At 43.0% G+C, this 17,899-nt stretch carries 17 protein-coding genes and 1 tRNA gene; 16 read left to right on the top strand and 2 right to left on the bottom strand.

Going from position 1 to position 17,899, the window contains the following annotated elements; genetic code table 11:
- Positions 1–44: 44 nt before the first annotated feature.
- A tRNA-Arg gene (locus tag P8O16_RS06975) sits at positions 45–118 on the bottom strand.
- Positions 119–294: 176 nt separating this feature from the next.
- On the opposite strand from P8O16_RS06975, the gene P8O16_RS06970 reads away from it, so the two are divergent.
- The 12 genes from P8O16_RS06970 to P8O16_RS06915 all read left to right on the top strand — a co-directional run bounded on the left by P8O16_RS06970 (position 295) and on the right by P8O16_RS06915 (position 13,910).
- Positions 295–1,563: a site-specific integrase gene (locus P8O16_RS06970; protein WP_300312454.1), complete on the top strand. Its 1,269-nt coding sequence runs from the start codon at positions 295–297 to the stop codon at positions 1,561–1,563.
- Positions 1,564–2,041: 478 nt separating this feature from the next.
- A complete protein-coding gene (locus P8O16_RS06965; protein WP_300312452.1) occupies positions 2,042–2,395 on the top strand; it encodes a hypothetical protein in 354 nt (117 codons plus the stop codon).
- An 11-nt stretch (positions 2,396–2,406) separates the two neighbouring features.
- Positions 2,407–3,015 carry a hypothetical protein gene (locus P8O16_RS06960; protein WP_300312449.1) on the top strand — a complete coding sequence of 203 codons (609 nt, stop codon included), beginning with the start codon at positions 2,407–2,409 and terminating at the stop codon, positions 3,013–3,015.
- A gap of 140 nt (positions 3,016–3,155) precedes the next feature.
- Positions 3,156–3,737 (top strand): hypothetical protein, encoded by a 582-nt coding sequence (locus tag P8O16_RS06955; RefSeq protein ID WP_300312446.1) that lies wholly within the window; start codon positions 3,156–3,158, stop codon positions 3,735–3,737.
- 54 nt (positions 3,738–3,791) lie between these two features.
- Positions 3,792–5,360 (top strand): type I restriction-modification system subunit M, encoded by a 1,569-nt coding sequence (locus P8O16_RS06950; protein WP_300312444.1) that lies wholly within the window; start codon positions 3,792–3,794, stop codon positions 5,358–5,360.
- Positions 5,360–6,580 carry a restriction endonuclease subunit S gene (locus P8O16_RS06945; protein WP_300312441.1) on the top strand — a complete coding sequence of 407 codons (1,221 nt, stop codon included), beginning with the start codon at positions 5,360–5,362 and terminating at the stop codon, positions 6,578–6,580. The genes P8O16_RS06950 and P8O16_RS06945 overlap by 1 nt, the downstream gene beginning before the upstream one ends.
- Before the next feature lie 188 nt (positions 6,581–6,768).
- Positions 6,769–7,425: a hypothetical protein gene (locus P8O16_RS06940; protein WP_300312439.1), complete on the top strand. Its 657-nt coding sequence runs from the start codon at positions 6,769–6,771 to the stop codon at positions 7,423–7,425.
- Positions 7,426–7,512: 87 nt separating this feature from the next.
- Positions 7,513–8,241 carry a hypothetical protein gene (locus tag P8O16_RS06935; RefSeq protein ID WP_300312436.1) on the top strand — a complete coding sequence of 243 codons (729 nt, stop codon included), beginning with the start codon at positions 7,513–7,515 and terminating at the stop codon, positions 8,239–8,241.
- Between the two features lie 5 nt (positions 8,242–8,246).
- Complete coding sequence (locus tag P8O16_RS06930) at positions 8,247–9,194, top strand: hypothetical protein (RefSeq protein WP_300312434.1); 948 nt, start codon at positions 8,247–8,249, stop codon at positions 9,192–9,194.
- Between the two features lie 145 nt (positions 9,195–9,339).
- On the top strand, positions 9,340–9,816 hold the full coding sequence (locus tag P8O16_RS06925) for a hypothetical protein (RefSeq protein WP_300312432.1): 477 nt from the start codon (positions 9,340–9,342) through the stop codon (positions 9,814–9,816).
- 147 nt (positions 9,817–9,963) lie between these two features.
- Positions 9,964–10,869, top strand: coding sequence for an Abi family protein (locus tag P8O16_RS06920; protein WP_300312430.1), 906 nt, complete (start codon positions 9,964–9,966; stop codon positions 10,867–10,869).
- Between the two features lie 167 nt (positions 10,870–11,036).
- Positions 11,037–13,910 carry a type I restriction endonuclease subunit R gene (locus tag P8O16_RS06915; protein ID WP_300312428.1) on the top strand — a complete coding sequence of 958 codons (2,874 nt, stop codon included), beginning with the start codon at positions 11,037–11,039 and terminating at the stop codon, positions 13,908–13,910.
- Positions 13,911–13,919: 9 nt separating this feature from the next.
- On the opposite strand, the gene P8O16_RS06910 is transcribed toward P8O16_RS06915, so the two are convergent.
- Positions 13,920–14,423 (bottom strand): hypothetical protein, encoded by a 504-nt coding sequence (locus tag P8O16_RS06910; protein WP_300312425.1) that lies wholly within the window; start codon positions 14,421–14,423, stop codon positions 13,920–13,922.
- 102 nt (positions 14,424–14,525) lie between these two features.
- On the opposite strand from P8O16_RS06910, the gene P8O16_RS06905 reads away from it, so the two are divergent.
- The 4 genes from P8O16_RS06905 (at position 14,526) to P8O16_RS06890 (ending at position 17,851) form a co-directional block, all read left to right on the top strand.
- The gene (locus P8O16_RS06905) at positions 14,526–15,281 is read left to right on the top strand and encodes a hypothetical protein (RefSeq protein WP_300312423.1); all 756 of its coding nucleotides are present in this window, start codon (positions 14,526–14,528) and stop codon (positions 15,279–15,281) included.
- A 127-nt stretch (positions 15,282–15,408) separates the two neighbouring features.
- Positions 15,409–15,786 carry a Bro-N domain-containing protein gene (locus tag P8O16_RS06900; protein ID WP_300312421.1) on the top strand — a complete coding sequence of 126 codons (378 nt, stop codon included), beginning with the start codon at positions 15,409–15,411 and terminating at the stop codon, positions 15,784–15,786.
- Between the two features lie 207 nt (positions 15,787–15,993).
- Positions 15,994–16,884: an AAA family ATPase gene (locus P8O16_RS06895; RefSeq protein ID WP_300312419.1), complete on the top strand. Its 891-nt coding sequence runs from the start codon at positions 15,994–15,996 to the stop codon at positions 16,882–16,884.
- On the top strand, positions 16,865–17,851 hold the full coding sequence (locus tag P8O16_RS06890) for a DUF3871 family protein (protein WP_300312417.1): 987 nt from the start codon (positions 16,865–16,867) through the stop codon (positions 17,849–17,851). Before P8O16_RS06895 ends, P8O16_RS06890 begins: the two co-directional genes overlap by 20 nt.
- Positions 17,852–17,899 lie beyond the last annotated feature (48 nt).

Genomic DNA, 17,899 nt, shown 5'->3' with positions numbered 1-17,899 from the left:
TTTAAATAAACATAGAAAAAGCTCAACCGTGAAGTTGAGCTTTGTGACCTCGTCAAGATTCAAACTTGAAACCTCCTGAGCCGTAATCAGGTGCTCTATTCAGTTGAGCTACGAAGCCATATTGGAATGCAAATCTGACTATCAATGATTTACGTTATACTCAGATGAGTTACCGCACATTTAAAAAATGTGTGGGTGACACGAAAAGGTGACAAAACAACGCTTTTTCGTCGCTTCTAATGGGAGTCGGTTAGGGATACGGATTCATGTTTGAGTCGGTAAACCCACAAAAAGATGAGTGTCACACAAACAAACCTAATCCTCCAGAGATGGAAGCCGACCAAAGATGGAAAATTGCCCGTGGTCATCCGAATTTATTCAGACAAAAAACGTCGCTACTTCCGGACAGGGGTAGCTATCAGTGAAAAAGACTGGGATGAAGATTCTTCGTCAATCCTCGGAAGAGCAAGAGACAACAAGAAAGTTCAAGGTCTACTGGAAAAAGCAAAAGAGATCGTCAAGAAAATCCTAGTCCTTCATGATGAGTTCGACTTTGATTTGTTCTCTCTGGAATTCTCAGAATCATCACCAACTCAAAGTGGTGAGAATTTTCTCAGCTTTTGGGAATCAGTGATCAAAGACCTTCGGGCAGAGAACCGTAATGGAACGGCAGACTCTTATGAGAACGCACTGAACAAATTCCGAAAGTTCATGAAGGATCGTCCGATTCCCATTCGTCAGATCAGCCAACACACCTTTGAGAAATTCCGCATCTTCATGGTACAGTCAGGACAGACTACAAACGGAATCGGAATTTACCTCCGCTCTATGTCGGCAGTGTACGGCAGAGCGATAAGTAGAAAACTGGTCAAACCTGAAGAAGATCCCAGAGTGGGTTTTAAAGTCAAGTCCGCTCGAACACCCAAAAAAGCCATCAAGCAGGAGGAAATGAGGGTTTTGGCAAATCTGGATCTCAGCAAAAATCCTTTTGTAGAGGAGTCCAGAGATATGTTCCTGTTTTCCTATTTCTGTCAGGGGATGAATCTAAAAGACATGTGTTTGCTCCGCTGGGACAAAAACATCGTGGAGGGAAGAATCTACTACTCAAGAGGAAAGACGATGGATCTTTTCAACATCAGAATCAAACCTGAGACTATCGGCAGACTTCTCGAGAAACAACAGGAAATCCTTTCTAAAAAACTCGAATCTGGTCAGATCAGGAACTCTGCCGCAAAATCACTGGTGTTCAGAACTTACGATGATCTGACTGAAAGACAAATGAAGAATTTGACACAGCAATCTAAGGTGCGAAAACAACGAGGAAAGGTTATCAATGCCCATATACGAAAATTGGCGAAAGAACACCTCAACTATGACGCAGTGCAAGTGAAGCTTCTGACTTTTTATACAGCACGTCACACGTATGCAACAGTTTTGATGAATCACAACGCTCCGATTTCTCTGATCTCGGCAGCTCTAGGACATGCTGACACCAGAACAACTCAGGTATATCTGGACAGTTTTTCGAGTTCAGATATTGATCTAGCTAACGAGAACCTTTAATCTAGGTAAAGGAGTCCTCAATATAGGAAGTCATTTTACCCCGGGGAAAACTTCTCGGGGTTTCTTTTTCGCTAACGATCAATGTCGAAAGATCTTAATCGAGAACTATGAGCAGGATCAGTTAAATGTGTATTTGTAGGGAGGAATCAAAAAGCAAAGGAGATCTTCAGGTGCCAACTGTGTAATAAGCGCTGTTTAAAAAAAATATCTCGCTGATTTTGAAATTGTTAAACATGTCTTTAGAGACACGGAGCTTTTGCCTATTGCAAAATCAAAAATCTACTACTATCATCGTTTGATTTTTAACTATCCGCAATTTTCATGAAGAACGTCCTATTCCTATTCTGTCTCGCATTTTTTTACTCTTACTTCCTGTACAGAGGAGTCAACTCCTGTAGAATTAACGTACTTTTTCGAGGTTGAAGTAGAAGGAAAAGTCTTCAAACAAGAGTTCTCGCGGGATCTTCCAGATTCGGAGATGTTGTTGGTGTACCAAGGCGGATTCAACGCACAAATTCAAACCGATTGCATATCTCCACCTTGCATTACGCCTTTCTATGTGCACATGTCTTTCAAAGATGATTTAGGATCAAACCCCCTTGAGCAAATCGAATCCATCTCACTTCCTTCTGGTAGCTACACCTCCCATTATTGGTATGGAGGAAACAATAGTACCCCCACTCCAACTTCAGGCACTGTAGCAATCACAAAGAAAAGTATTCCAGAACAGCTTTTGGAGGGTAGTTTCGTAGGTGAGGTATACAAGAATGGAACTCCCGCTCCAGTCAAAATCCCAATCAAAGGAAGCTTTTCAGTAAAACAAAAACTCTAAAACAGCCGCTTATGCCATGTGATCACAGATTTATTAATGATCTCCAACTTCAATATGTGGACTGGGAAGTTCGAACACTTTTTATTGGCACTTTTAATCCAGCATGGATTTTTCCAAACAACAACGCGGAATGGTTTTATGGACGAACTGCCAGGAACGATTTCTGGGGAATTTTACCAACAATTCATACAGGCCATAGTCTAATTCCAGGAACTCCAGAGGATTGGAAAAACTTCTGCAGAGACAACCATATCGGTATTACAGACATTATTAACTCTCTAAATGATGCGGATGAGAATAATCCTCTTCATGTCGAAATGATACAAAACTTTGCGGATGACCAACTTACTGAATTTGGCATTGAACTTACTGACATTCCTGCCCTGTTAGAAGAGCATCAAAGTATCCAGCAGATCTGCCTTACTAGAAAAACCCTTCCTAATCCATGGAATATTTTATTCCAGCCAACATTCGAATGGGTTGCAAATCACCCGGAGCGAGACATCCAAATCAAAAAACTTAGATCACCTTCAAGAGGCGCAAGAAAAGGGGTAGTTGGAAACTTCACTGATTTCATCGTCAATCATTGGCAGGATGCCGGAGAATACCAAATACTTTGACCTTCATCAAAGTTACCAGCCCGCAAAAAAAGTGGGCTTTTTCTTTGGTCGGTGCTTTGCTTTTCAAACGAAAAACCTATTTTTAAACACCATTTTTCTACAACCTTCTACAATGAAAACTCCATCCCAACATTTTCTTCATGAATCTTGACACTATTTCCAAAACACTCTCCAAGTTCAGTAAGCGATTTGACAAAAAGAGCAACTACATTGGTAAATCTTGGGTCTTAGTTGATCAACACCGAAGACCACTTATGGAGTTGGAGTTTTTCAAAGATGATAGACTGCTTTCAATAATCAGTGGAAATGCTATGTGGGGAAAATGGGAAGTATCCCCAAACACAAATCGGCTCATCTTGGAATATGGGGACCACGTGGAAGTCTACGAAGTTGCGTTTTTGGACAGTGCTGTGATGCTAACTCAAAAATCTGATTTTAGACCGATTAACATTTTCATCAACAAGACTGAACTACCATCATTTCAATATGAGTACTACTTATCCCAGCTAGCCGACAAAAATAAAAAAGTTAGTGCTTCAACTTCAAGCCAGAGCTTTAACCAACCAAGATCTAATCCCGAGCAAAAACGGAAGCAAAACGTTACGCCAAAAGGTTCGAGCATGGATCGAGACACCAAAATCAGTCTTTACGTTATGGCGGGAGTATTTATAGTTGGCTATCTAATAGCGAATTTTGACAAAATCCTAAATTGGAGATTTTGATAATGAGCTTACTCCTAAAATTCTCTATACACTCACGTCAGATTAAAACCACTTATGTCTGAAGATCAAAAACGCCAACTGGAAACTCAACTCTGGGGAATCGCAAACTTACTGCGCGGCAAAATTTCCGCGGACGATTACCGTGACTACATCCTCGGATTTATTTTCTACAAATACCTCTCAGAAAAACAGTTGATCTACGCCAATACGCTCTTGGTAGGAGAAGCGGTGACTGACTTCACCAAACTGACAGATCCCGAACTCTTGGATGCCATCAAGGAGGAATCTCTGGAAACACTCGGTTACTTCCTGCTTCCAACGGAGCTCTTCTCTGCCCTAGCAGCCCGAGGGAATGCGAACACCGAATCCGAAAGCAACTACATTCTGGAAGATCTCAAAGCGGTTTTAAATCACATCGAGCAGAGCACCATGGGGACAGAATCTGAAGAGGATTTCAACGCGCTCTTCGAAGATCTGGATCTCAACTCTACCAAAATCGGTCGGACCGTCGCTGCCAGAAACACGGTGATCTCACAAATCCTCAGCTACCTCGACAAGATCGACTTCAAACTGGAAGACATCGAGTCTGATGTACTCGGGGATGCCTATGAATACCTGATCGGCAAGTTTGCTGCAGGAGCTGGCAAGTCAGCAGGGGAATTCTATACTCCGCAGCAAGTCTCAAAGATCTTGGCCAAGCTGGTCACCACAGACAAAAGCAAAATCAAATCCGTCTATGACCCGACCTGCGGATCCGGCTCCCTCCTACTTCGGGTAGCTAAGGAAGCGGATGTGGCAGAATTCTACGGACAGGAACTCAACCGAACCACCTACAACTTGGCGCGGATGAACATGATTCTCCATGACGTACACTATCGGGAATTCAACATCCGACAGGAGGACACGCTGGAGAATCCCATGCACTTGGATCGTAGATTCGAAGCCATCGTGGCCAACCCACCTTTCTCGGCACACTGGAAGGGAGATGACAATCCACTCTACAGCAATGACGAGCGATTCAGCCAATACGGAAGACTTGCCCCGAAGACCAAGGCAGACTTTGCTTTCATGCAACACATGCTCCACCAACTGGCGGACAATGGCATCATGGCCAGTGTATTTCCACACGGGGTACTTTTCCGTGGAGGAGCTGAAGGCACGATCAGAGAATATCTGATCAAGGAGATGAACGTGCTCGATGCCGTAATCGGTCTTCCGGCCAATATCTTCTACGGAACTTCCATCCCAACCTGCATCGTGGTACTGAAGAAATGCCGGGAGCAGGATGACAACATCGTCTTTATCGACGCCAGTGGAGCGGATCACTTTATCAAGGTGGGAAATCAGAATGAACTCCGCGAGGAAGATGTGGAGCTGATCGTGGAGACCTACCGCAAACGGGAAACGCTGGACAAATACAGCTACGTCGCCTCACTGGCCGAGATTGCCGAAAACGACTACAACCTGAATATCCCTCGCTATGTGGACACCTTCGAGGAAGAAGATGCCATCGATCTGGATGCAGTATCTGCCGAACTAGTAGAGCTGGACTCTGAACTGAAGTCCAACCAAGTTTCTCTGATCGGATTCTGTAAGGAACTCGGAATCCAAACACCTTTTTAATGATGGGCAAGAAAAGAAATGTACCGAAGTTGAGATTTCCTGGGTTTTCGGCGGCTTTTAATACGAAAAGGCTTGAGGAAATTTGTGACAAAATTGGTGATGGCCTTCATGGAACTCCCAAATATGATGAAAATGGCGATTACCCGTTCATTAACGGCAACAATCTTAGTCAGGGTATTCTGCAAATCACAGATACTACAAAAAGAGTTGGGGACAACGAATATAAAAAACACAAAAAACACTTAGGAGAGAGATCTCTTTTGCTTTCAATTAACGGTACAATTGGAAACCTAGCTTATTATCGTGGAGAGCAGATCCTTCTCGGAAAAAGTGCAGCCTACATTTCTTTTAGTGAAGACTTCAGCTTACCCTTTGGCTTCTATCTTCTTCAAACGAGTTCTATAAGAAACTTTTTTAGTTCAGAGTTGACAGGATCCACGATCAAGAACCTTTCACTAAAAACTATCAGAGAAACTAAAGCTGAAATCCCCTCCCTTCCCGAGCAGCAAAAGATCGCCACATTTCTGACAGCGGTGGACAGGAGAATTGAGTTGCTGGAGCAGAAAAAGGAGAAATTGGAGGCCTACAAAAAGGGCGTGATGCAGCAAATCTTCTCCCGCCAGATCCGCTTCAAACAAGACGATGGCTCGGAGTTCCCGGACTGGGAAGAGAAGAAGTTGGGGGAGGTGGGAGATATTGTGGTTGGTGGCACCCCTTCTACAACTCAAAAAGAATATTGGGGCGGTAACATTGGCTGGATTGGTTCAGGAGAACTAAAAGATGATTATGTTTCTTTTCCCACAAAGCACATAACCCACTCAGGCTTAAAAAACAGCTCAACTATCATGATGCCTAAAGGAACGGTCTTATTAGCCATGACCGGGGCAACTTTAGGAAAAACAGGGCTACTCACGTTTGAATGCTGCGGTAACCAATCAGTTGCCGGGATCTTACCGAGTAAACGGTTTGACTCTTACTTTATGTTCCAAGTACTTCAAAACGAAAAAAACCAAATTTTTTCGTTTGCTGGCGGTGCTGCTCAGATTGGTATCAATAAAAAAAATATTGAGGGACTGACAATAAACTTACCATCACCACAAGAACAGGAGAAAATAGCTGTTTTTTTGTCTAAGATCGACTTGGTTCAAAGGCAACTAACTATGAAAATCACCCAAACACAGATCTGGAAGAAGGGACTGCTACAACAGATGTTTGTGTGAAAAAACCTAAACGACAAAAAACTCCGTGCCTTGTATGATTCCTTTACACAAAATCAAGCTCCCAAAAAGCTCATAGTGAGACAACATTTCACAAAGCTTTAGAGAAGAGAACCAAACTGTTTACTCCAAAAAATTAATTATCCTAAATATTAAACGTTCAAAAAAACACCCACTAAACCCCAATCGCTATGTCTCTAAATGCCACAACTAAATTACCGTTCGGAAAATATAGAGGAATTGAACTCGGCATTATCTACCTATTCTCACCGAGCTATATAAACTGGATGCTTGAAAGCACTTCCTATGCGATCGAAGACATTGATTTCCTTTCTTCTTTAAAGGTAATCAACCGGTTCGGGAATCAAGGGTTTGTTGCACACTATGCGGATATCGATAGAGAAGAGCTGGAGAATTACTGGATCCCTGATGTCAACTTTGAGGATATAAAGTACTCTGGCTTTAGAGACTTTAGCTTTTCAAAGTATGCACTTGAGAAAAACGAAGACAGATTAGCCACAATCGGGATTGCTAGAACTAGAGCCGTGGTTCCTGAAGACCAAAGGGAAATCAACATTTTTTACCCGTCCACAGGGGTGGAGGCAAAGAAAGTTGAGTTAAAACCCCTAAAATACATCAAAAGCTCAAAAGGAAAGACGATGGTTTCCTTCGAATTAAACAACCTAAATAATCAAATTAACTTTCTGCCAAGCCGTTCAAAGCTCAAAGTCTCCAGTCTTTTTTGGGAAAATTGGAAGATTTCAGAGTCAGACTTAACCTCCCGAATGAAGCAAAAATCAACAGTTCAGGGAAAAATTTCCGATGGCATCTTAATCTTGGAAAAATAATCTCATGCAAAAATACTCCGTCAACCAACACCTGATCGAAACGATCATCTTTTTAGTCAAAAAGTCTGAACAAAAAATTACAGAAAAATGAATCTAAATGAGCTCAAAATCCCTGCACATGGAGAATCCTTAAATCTTCAGAACTTTTCGAAAAGGGTTAAGAAACCACAGTTTGATGAGGTAGAAGTTTTATTTAGGGGTCTTGAACCAAGGCTTATAGAGCTTATCAATGATTACAGAGGAGGAGTTGTATTCGGATGTGTCGCTTGGCTTACTTCTGAGCCTATTTTACTCGCCCTCGCTGAATGTCTAGCGGTACAAATCATAGTTCAAAAAGAAGACTTCTTAAGGCCTGATATGAATAAACTGCCTGGCAATTTCATAGATCGGTTACAGAAGCTCTACAGCAATCTAAAATTCATCCATGATAGATACCAATGTGCCTCAACAATCGGGCAATTGAGTATATGTGGCGACCCAACGGTAGACCCTATTCGTTGCTTGGGAAACCATAACTCAGCCAAGCAAGCTGCATTTCCAAGAGCTCACAATAAATTCCTTGTGTTCTGCAGAGCATCTTACGACGAAGAGGGTGTGATGATAAGGTATAAGCCAACAGCTGTTTGGACTGGTTCTTTCAACTTAACATACAATGCTACCAACTCATTCGAAAATGCTGTTGTGATGCATGATCAATCAGGAAAGAACGAAATTTTATGGAGCTTCCTTCAAGAGCATCACCAATTATTTGCGCTGTCGGAGAAGCTAAATTGGACTTTACCTTGGGTTGATCCCCAATATAAATTTGGAGAATAAGAGCCATGCAGAAATACCTAATCAATCAACCTCCATTTGAGGCAAATCCCACTTACTATATCAAACTAGGCCAGGGTGGTGAATTTGTGGATCGGTGTTTCCAATCGGATCCAAACCTGATAATTCTTGACTACCGTGAAGTTCCTCACGAATTATGCGTTTTGAATGATGAGTGGAAATCTGTTCAAAAATTCTTTGAGAAAAATCACAAACCAGGTTCGGCAAGCAACCATACCCGTCAGGTAAGAACTTTCTATGAGGCCGATGAAAACACCGTATGGATTACTTTTCATGATAACAAACTTTGGTGGTGTAGAACTGAAAAAGAAATTACGGTTGAAGATCAGAACCTGAAATCAAAACGAGTGATTGGAACATGGTCAGACAAGGATATTCTTGGAAATAAACTTCTTTTCGGAAACCTGTCTGGTGAGCTTTTGACTACAAAGGCATATCGCGGCACCATTTGTTCAGTCCCTAAGGAGTATGTTCTACGGAAAATTACCGGCCAGCTTTCAGAAGAAGCCGAAGAAATCAAGGCTTTAACATCAGAGCTTCAGAACAAAATTGGCGGACTTATTCAAAAGTTATATTGGAACGATTTGGAGCTTTTTGTTGATCTGGTATTTCGGCAATCTGGGTGGAGGAGAGTCAGCTACCTTGGCAAACAAGAAAAAACAATCGATCTAGACTTGGAATCCACTGTCACAGGGGAGCGAGGGGTGGTTCAAGTCAAAGCCAAGTCCAACCTCGATGAATTTTTGGATTACGAAAAGGAGCTGGAAGGTTTTCGGAAAGACTACCAAAAGGTTTTCTACGTATGCCCTCGCCCAGAAAAAGGACTAAAGGACTTGAAGCCTCAAACTGGTACGATTTTATACTTCAGCGACAAACTCGCTGAGCTTGCTATTTCTGCGGGACTAGTAGATTGGTTGATCAAGAAAACAGGGTAAAGCCAGCCAAAGGCATCCCGAGAACCGACCCTAAGGCCTCCAGTCAGCCAAAAGAAAGTTTGAAAATTTTGTCCCGGCTTTTGAAGTAAATCAAATGAATATAAACCAAAAAAGGTTTCTTGACCAGCAGCTTTGGAACTCAACCATGAGGGCGGCCCTAAGCAGGGGTACAGCTATTTATAAAAACGGCAAGACTGAGAAGGAGAAAGAGAGATTTAAACTTAATCTATTTAGGTTCACCTGCGATCTGATAGTCCGAGAGTACCAAAATGACACTCCAACTGAGAAAAGGCATCTCGAGAATATCCAACAACTCATTACTCACAGTGAAGGACATCGTGAAATTCTTGAAGATGATCACCTCAACTTTGGTCGTGCACAGAAGATACTCAACCTTTTTCTCAAATACAGATGGAGTCTTGGAACAGCCTCTACTCCGCCCCATTTTCCAGTTGACAGGTTGATTCAGCTAAAAATGGGAATCAAATCTCCGCTTCCATGGACTAGTTGGACGGACGAATCAGAATACCTGAAGGTAATTAGCCTAGCAAAAAGTAGGGCTTCAGAAGAGGGTTTTGACTCTATTGCAGCGTATGAGCTGTGGCTTTATAATAGGGACTAGGTGTTGACAAAATGTTGACAAGTTTTTCGCCAACTCAAATAATTACCTTATATTTGCATCAACAGTACACGCCACGCTACCCACTTGAACAGCGTCCCAGGGCGTGTCTTTTGCTTTTTTGGGCTTTTTGGTCGTATTTTTAGTTCAATGTTTGAAAAGAAGCCCACCACGATCGAACAGCAAATTGCGCTGTTGAAGCACCGAGGACTCAACATTGAGTCTGAAAAAGATGCTACACACTATCTATCGCATATTAGTTATTACCGACTGGGAGAATACTGGCATTGCATGCAATCGGAAAAGAAAAACCACACCTTCAAACCCGAAAGTAAATTTTCAGATGTGATAGCTCTGTATTGCTTCGATAGAGAATTGAGACTTTTAATCTTCGATACCATCGAAAAACTTGAAATAAGTCTTCGAACGAAGTTGATCTACCACCTTTCCCATGAGTTCGATCCTTGGTGGTTTCAAGACTTTACGCTCTTCACAGACAATCTAGCATTAGTAAAAACGCTCTCTAGCCTTGAAGAAGAAATTACAAGAACAAAAGACAGCCCAATTAAGGAACACTTCAGGAAACACAAAGATGATGGTCGATTCCCTCCAGCATGGAAAACCTTGGAGCATACTAGCTTTGGCACACTTTCCAAGTTGTACGGAAACCTTAGGAACACTATTGAGGCAAAGGACATTATTGCAAAAGAATATGGAGCAGTTAATCACACATATCTTCCAAGCTGGCTTCAATCAATTGCTCAAATTCGCAATTATTGTGCGCATCACGCTAGGCTATGGAACAGAAATCTTCCTGGAACAGTGAAGTTATTACCAAAACCCCCTTTTGCTTGGGTCAAAGAAGTTCCCAAACAACATGAGTTTCAAAAACTTTATGTGCATTTATGTCTTATGAAATACCTTTTGAATGTGGTTACACCTGGAAATCGTCTTACTGAAAAGCTCGAACATCTTTTTGAGAAATACCCAAATGTTGATCCCGATGCACTTGGGATGAAACCAAAATGGCAAAAAGAGGCTCTTTGGAAAAGCTAAAACACATAAACATAATGCGTTTACACCTACAGGGTTTAAACCCTATGTATTTTTGACCACTTCAAACCGAGTACTTGCTTCTAATCAACTAAATCCACATCTTAGTATCAACAGAACCTAAGTAGCATACTTTAAGATCTACTCTCGGGTGACTTTTTTACCAGTAGATGACCATACAACCAGAACAAGCTTTAGAAAACAACCTTTTGATTCAGCTGACTAAGCTCGGCTACAAACAAGTCATCATCAAAGGTGAAGTTGACCTGCTTCTGAACCTCAAATCCCAACTGGAGAAACAGAATAAAGTGAAACTCAGCGATGGAGATTTCAAGCAGATCCTGAATTTCATCAACAAGGGAAACATCTTCGAGCGCGCCAAGATTCTCAGAGATCGTGTCCCCTACTTAGATGATAATGGAGAACACCGCACCATCGAACTGATCAACCAAATCCACTGGTGTCAGAATCGCTTTCAGGTCACCCAACAGGTGAGCATGGAGGGGAAATACAAGAACCGATACGATGTAACGATCCTGATCAACGGTCTTCCTTTGGTTCAGATCGAACTGAAGCGAAGAGGACTAGAGTTGAAAGAGGCTTTCAGACAGACTGATCGATACAGCATACATTCCTACGGAGCAGGACAAGGTCTTTTCCAGTTCATCCAAGTCTTCGTCATCTCCAATGGGGTGAATACGAAGTACTATGCAAATGCACCGCTGAAGGACAGATCTTTCAAGCAGACATTTTACTGGTCTGACATCAAGAACAAGCTGATCACCCAGCTATCTGAGTTTGCTGATATTTTCCTAGAGCCGTGCCATATCTCGAAGATAATTACCAAATATGTGGTGCTGAATGAAACTCAGAAAACCTTGATGGTACTGAGACCTTACCAGTTTTATGCGGTGGAGGCAATCATCGATCGAGTGAAGACTACTCCGAAATTTGGCTACATCTGGCACACTACAGGTTCTGGCAAAACGCTCACCTCTTTCAAGGCTGCACAGATTCTCACAAATTTGCCACAGGTACACAAAGTCGTTTTTGTGGTAGATCGAAAAGATCTGGATTATCAAACGACCAAAGAGTTTAACGCTTTCGCAAAAGGAAGTATTGACGGCACCAATAACACCAACACCTTGGTAAAGCAGCTGGCAGGTGACAATAAGTTGATCGTCACTACCATCCAAAAGCTAAATACAGCCATCACCACGACGAGGCACTTGAACCAACTGGAAGATCTGAAAGACAAACGAATTGTCTTCATTTTTGACGAGTGTCACAGAAGTCAGTTTGGCAAGACTCACGAAGACATCAAAAAGTTTTTCGAAGGTTCTCAGATGTTTGGTTTTACCGGCACTCCGATCTTCGAGGAGAACGCTGGAAAGAATGCTTACGGCAAGCGGACCACCACCATGCTTTTTGGTGACTGCCTTCACAAGTATGTGATCACCGATGCCATCCGGGATGAAAATGTGCTCAAGTTCTCAGTGGAATACATCAGCACCTTCAAAAAGCGGGAGAACATTCTGGACATCAATGTGGAGGCAATAGACGAGGAAGAAGTCATGAATGCCCCACAGCGACTGAATAATGTGGCGGATTACATCATCACTAACCACGGTAGGAAAACACACAACAGATCTCTCACAGCTATTTTCTGTGTATCAAGCGTACCCACACTGATTGAATACTATCAACTTTTCCAACAGAAAAAGGAAGCTGGTGAGCATAACCTGAAGATTGCGACGATCTTCTCCTATGGTGCAAATGTGGACCTGATAGACAACGGAGAGGAATTTGAAGAAGACTGGGAAGAAGGTGAGTTTGGATTAGCTGCAGACCTGAAAAGAGACGACTACAGCAAGTTAGAGAAGAAGCATCCACGTGAATACCTAGATCAGTTCATGGCTGACTACAACACCACATTTGCCACAAACTACAACACCAAAGACAGTAAACTTTTTTACCAGTACTACAACGATCTCGCAGACCGAGTAAAGAAAAAGCAGATAGACATCCTGCTTGTGGTGAACATGTTTCTCACAGGCTTTGACAGCAAGTGGCTGAATACGCTTTATGTAGACAAGAACTTGAAGTATCACGGACTGATCCAGGCGTACTCCCGCACGAATCGAATCCTCAACGAACTGAAGTCGCAGGGAAATATCGTCAGCTTCAGAAATCTGAAATCTGCTACGGATGATGCAATCACACTTTTCTCTAATATCAACGCAAAGGATGAAATCATCATGCAGCCTTACGAGGACTATGTGGGTAAATTTCAAGAAGCGGTGGCAAAGTTGCTAGAAGTCGTGCCTACAGTGGACAGTGTAAATGACCTACCGAGCGAAGTAGAAAAACTCGAGTTCATAAAAGCTTTCCGAGAAATCATGCGTCTGAAGAATGTGCTCTCCACGTTCACGGAGTTTGAGTTCGATGATCTGGTGATGTCAGAGCAGGACTTCGAAGACTACAAGTCCAAGTACTTAGACATCTACGATAGCAACAAAGGGCCGGGTAAAGAGAAAGTTTCTATCCTGAATGATGTGGACTTTGAGCTCGAGTTGATCCACCGGGACGAGATCAATGTGAGTTACATCTTGAAATTACTAGCCAAGTTGAAAGACGCAGCTCCTGCAGAACAAGAAAAACAGAAGAAAGCGATCGTCGAATTAATCGTTGGGGAGTCCCAGCTTCGGAGTAAGCGAGAGCTGATCGAGAAGTTCATCAACCAGACGCTACCAGTGATCGAAGATTCAGAAGACATCCCGGAGGAGTTCCTAAACTTCTGGACAAGAGAGCGTGTGGAGGCAATCAAAAATCTGAGTGAAGAGGAATCTCTAGACGCTGAAAAGTTGGAGCAAGTGATCGGTGATTTCATTTACACAGAGAAGGAACCTCTTCGAGATGACATCATCGGAATGATGACCAAGCGACCATCACTTCGCGAACGAAAGACCATTGCCGAGCGTGTAAAAACCAAAATCATGGACTTCGTGGAGACTTTTATCAACGGGGTTTCAGCTGCGGCTTAAGAGACCAAATCACTTTTCTGGATCACCAAAATATTCCTCGATTGGCTTGTCCAGCAGAGGGGATGGTATGATTAGACCTTGCTCTGCAAGTCGAAACATTTTCTCGATCAATTCCATCCGCTTTGAGGGAGCAGTAACACACACATACTTCGGGTTGATGTAATATTCGGCCTTCTTGGTAGTTCTGATCAACAGACCAAGATCTACCAGCTTGACGGTAGTGTTGTGTAGCCCTTTTGGGGATGGAAGCTTTATCTTCCCCCCTCCAACTTTGACTAAGTGTTCCAGAAACTGATCTTTTAAAACCTTGTCGAGCAAAACGAATCCATCCTTCTGTGAGGATTCCACCAGGAAGTCAAAATAACATCTCTCCATAGGTTTCAGCTGCAAGAAAAGATGCTGCGCATTAAAATACACAGTGTGACAACTTGTGACGTATGGGATGGAAATCTCCTTTTTTCCACCGAATTTTACATCTGTGATGAATCGTTTGAGGTGCGAATACTGGCTCATTTTACACTAGTAAGGGTATCGTGATTATGGTTTCTCTTTTTAGCCGTTTGTCACAAAAAGCGAAAAACATCATTTAAACCACCGAAACAAGAATACGAAACGATGATTAAGCTGAAATCAGAGCAAAAAAAGGAAACTACCCAAGAGATTGTCTCGTTATTTCCTTCTTCCGCCAGTAACTTCAAGGGTTTTGAGACTTCTGAAAACAGATTGCGAATGTATCAAGAGTTCCTCAAAAACCACCGAAAGAGCCCAGAGAATATGACAGTCGTGGAACTACCGGATTCGGGGAGCGTCACCTTTCTGGGTAAGGGAACCGAAGGGGGTAAGAAGAAAAAAGAAAGGATATTTACGACCGGAGATGACTATCGGACGATCAAGATGACGAAAAGAGCGGTTCAACTGAAACCAGAATCTCTGCTTTTCCTTACCCAGACTGAGGGTGTCACCAAAAACCTGCTTTTATACCTCCTCGTGATGCAGGAGGAAGGTAGCCTTGACTTCATTTGGACTGAAAGAGAGATTACTCAATTTCAAGAATTTTCTCTCATAGTTAACGACAAGGTTCCGTCATTGGTCGCGATTGAAAAAGCGCTCAAAACCCTAAAAGAGATGAATGCAGTCAAATGCCTACACCGTGGCCATAACACGATCAACCCTTTTATCATGACCCAGAAGGGAACGGACCCTAAAGCTTACCTCATCAAATTTGTCACAAGAGTGATGGAGAGGATCAGCCGAAAATATACAGGCTCAAAAGGTTTCATCGAAAGACAACTTTTCCCCAAGACAAAAACTGTGAGAAAGCAAGCGAAAGTGGCCTCTCTCCTTCCCGATCAAAATCAAATTGCCTCCTGACTTATAACCTTTAAAGCCCCCTATAAGTAAATAGCAAAAACCGATCGTCGAAGTCCAGGGTAGAGGAATACCAGCAGGTCCTCCTTTCCCACATCAGGGTCTCTTACACCTCGGCTACTGGTACGGTTTGAGGAAAATAACCCCTCCCAAGATCCACGCCTGTATCTTTTTAGACGAACACAATCAGCCTTGGTTTGTCGCCAAGGATGTTGCTGAATTGTTGGGGTACAAAAGAGAAAGAGACGCTGTTAAACAGCATTGCAAGGGGGCTGTAAAACACCGCCTCCCTACTTCTAGTGGAATTCAGGAAATGAGTATAATCCCAGAACGTGATGTTTGGCGTCTGGTGATGAAGTCCAAACTGCCAGCTGCGGTGAAATTCGAATCGTGGGTATTCGACGAGGTGATCCCTTTTGAGAGGAATATTCAGATGGGAAAGATTATTCCCCACAAGACGTTCTTATTGGCGATGAGATCCATTGATCAGTACCACCTCAGAACTTGACCCTATCAATTCCGAGAATCTTTCCAATCAAAACCCCCAGGTCTCTTACCCAGAATTTTGACGTAAACAAAAGCGAGGAAGGTACCCCAGAAAACAGTCCCCGCCAATGAAAAGTCGGGGATCTACCCCCCGGGTCTCTCTTCCCGAGTTTCCATACCCAGTTTCCTACCCCCCGAAAAATCCAGTGTAAACTTAAACTATTAACACATGGATTTACGTCAATCAAAACGTTCCCAAGCACGCATCCGAATTGCGTTGCAGGGTCCAAGCGGATCAGGAAAAACTTACTCCTCCCTCTTGCTAGCTTTCGGTCTTACTGGCAACTGGTCAAAAATTGCTGTAATCGACACCGAAAACCAGAGTGCAGACTTGTACGCCAGCCTTGGTCAGTACAATGTGATTTCGGTTGGATCACCGCAGACTCCTGAGAAATACGTGGAGGCGATCCAAATTTGTGAGAAAGCTGGTATGGATGCAATAATCATCGACAGCATCTCACACGAGTGGGAAACGCTTCTCGATATTCACTCCAACTTGCCTGGAAACAGCTTCACCAACTGGGCCAAGATCACACCTCGGCATAACGCCCTGATCAATAAAATCCTGTCTTCTACCTCCCATGTCATCGCGACTGTGAGAAGCAAACAGGACTACGTTCTCACAGACAAAAACGGCAAAATGGTTCCTGAAAAGGTAGGTCTGAAGGGAGTACAGCGCGATGGTCTGGAATACGATTTCACTATTGTATTTGATGTGAATATCAAGCACCAAGCTACTTCATCGAAAGATCGGACGGGTATGTTTGTGGATCAGCCTGAATTCCTGATCAGCCAAGAAACTGGTCAGAAAATTCTAAAATGGTGCATGGAAGGAGAATCTGCCTCTCAGAACCGTGGTGCGTTCTCACTCATGGATGAGTTTGAAAGAGGCATCTCTTTCATCGATGCGATTCAGTCCTGTAAAAACATGGATGAACTGATTAAGCTTTTCAACGCGAATCCTGAATTGCAGGCGATGTACAAAGATGAATTCATTTCTCAGAAAAATGCTCTTCGAACACAATCAAACTTCAGACAAAATGGAACTACTGCGCATTGATCGACTGCCTGTCCGACCAAGACCAAATACTAGCTTGGAGGTTTCGGCTAAATCCAGTTTCCTTGAGGCTAACACTGAAGCTGTGGACTTTTGTGAAATGCGGGATACACATGTGATTCCCGTGTTCCTAAAGGATAATGAACCTGCGATTTCTCATTGTGAATTCGTGGAAACTGTATCTCAGGCAGCTCGGGATTGCTTTGGTCTTGGTCTGTTTCCGGATGCAAACATCAGGGTTTCCCACCCCGTAAAAGGTCGCGTTTATGAAGCACGTCACAAAAAAGCACAGGATCTTCTGCATCATGAAAAAACCATCTACTTCGAACGGATGGCGTTTATGATCACCATCCCTGAAATCCAAGATGAGATTTCTGGCAATCTCCTTGAGCTGACGGTGGGAGGTGTCAAAGCTTTTCATCTAGACAATTTGAACGCCTGCAAAGGTGGACTTGAGCACTTCAAGATCTTTATCGGGTTCAAGAATAGGGTCTGCACGAACCTGTGTGTTTCAACGGACGGTGTGAAACTCGATCTGAAGGTTAGGTCTGTGGAGGATCTTTACAAACAGACAATTGAGATGATCGCTGGTTTTAACCCAGTGGGATTTGTGAGAAACATGGCCTCACTTACAGCCTATGAACTAGAGGAGAAACAATTTGCTCAAATCATCGGACGCTGTAGGATGTACCAGTTTCTCCCCAAAAATCTGAGAAGCGAGATCCCGGAACTAATGATAAACGACACTCAGGTTTCTAGAATCGCGGAGTCCTTCTACCAAGACGCAAATTTCAGTAGGAGTTCAAATGGGTCTATCGATCTGTGGAGGTTCTTCAACCTGTTTACAGGGGCGAACAAGCAGTCCTACATTGACAAGTTTCTGGAACGTGGGGTGAATGGGTATGAGTTCACTGAACGGATCAGACATGCACTGGATTCTTCACACCCAGACTTCTGGTATTTGAGCTAAAACGAAAACCCCACTGATTTAAACCGGTGGGGTTTCTTTTTCGAGAAG

The sequence above is a fragment of the Algoriphagus sp. genome (assembly GCF_029254265.1).
Lineage (GTDB): Bacteria > Bacteroidota > Bacteroidia > Cytophagales > Cyclobacteriaceae > Algoriphagus.
This window is presented reverse-complemented; position numbering and strand designations above follow the sequence as displayed.

Coding starts and splice junctions, on each gene's coding strand:
- P8O16_RS06935 (WP_300312436.1), top strand. CDS start 7,513: ATGAATCTAAATGAGCTCAAAATCCCTGCACATGGAGAATCCTTAAAT.
- P8O16_RS06895 (WP_300312419.1), top strand. CDS start 15,994: ATGGATTTACGTCAATCAAAACGTTCCCAAGCACGCATCCGAATTGCG.
- P8O16_RS06925 (WP_300312432.1), top strand. CDS start 9,340: ATGAGGGCGGCCCTAAGCAGGGGTACAGCTATTTATAAAAACGGCAAG.
- P8O16_RS06965 (WP_300312452.1), top strand. CDS start 2,042: ATGTTGTTGGTGTACCAAGGCGGATTCAACGCACAAATTCAAACCGAT.
- P8O16_RS06905 (WP_300312423.1), top strand. CDS start 14,526: ATGATTAAGCTGAAATCAGAGCAAAAAAAGGAAACTACCCAAGAGATT.
- P8O16_RS06930 (WP_300312434.1), top strand. CDS start 8,247: ATGCAGAAATACCTAATCAATCAACCTCCATTTGAGGCAAATCCCACT.
- P8O16_RS06955 (WP_300312446.1), top strand. CDS start 3,156: ATGAATCTTGACACTATTTCCAAAACACTCTCCAAGTTCAGTAAGCGA.
- P8O16_RS06910 (WP_300312425.1), bottom strand. CDS start 14,423: ATGAGCCAGTATTCGCACCTCAAACGATTCATCACAGATGTAAAATTC.
- P8O16_RS06960 (WP_300312449.1), top strand. CDS start 2,407: ATGCCATGTGATCACAGATTTATTAATGATCTCCAACTTCAATATGTG.
- P8O16_RS06945 (WP_300312441.1), top strand. CDS start 5,360: ATGATGGGCAAGAAAAGAAATGTACCGAAGTTGAGATTTCCTGGGTTT.
- P8O16_RS06920 (WP_300312430.1), top strand. CDS start 9,964: ATGTTTGAAAAGAAGCCCACCACGATCGAACAGCAAATTGCGCTGTTG.
- P8O16_RS06940 (WP_300312439.1), top strand. CDS start 6,769: ATGTCTCTAAATGCCACAACTAAATTACCGTTCGGAAAATATAGAGGA.
- P8O16_RS06950 (WP_300312444.1), top strand. CDS start 3,792: ATGTCTGAAGATCAAAAACGCCAACTGGAAACTCAACTCTGGGGAATC.
- P8O16_RS06970 (WP_300312454.1), top strand. CDS start 295: ATGAGTGTCACACAAACAAACCTAATCCTCCAGAGATGGAAGCCGACC.
- P8O16_RS06915 (WP_300312428.1), top strand. CDS start 11,037: ATGACCATACAACCAGAACAAGCTTTAGAAAACAACCTTTTGATTCAG.
- P8O16_RS06890 (WP_300312417.1), top strand. CDS start 16,865: ATGGAACTACTGCGCATTGATCGACTGCCTGTCCGACCAAGACCAAAT.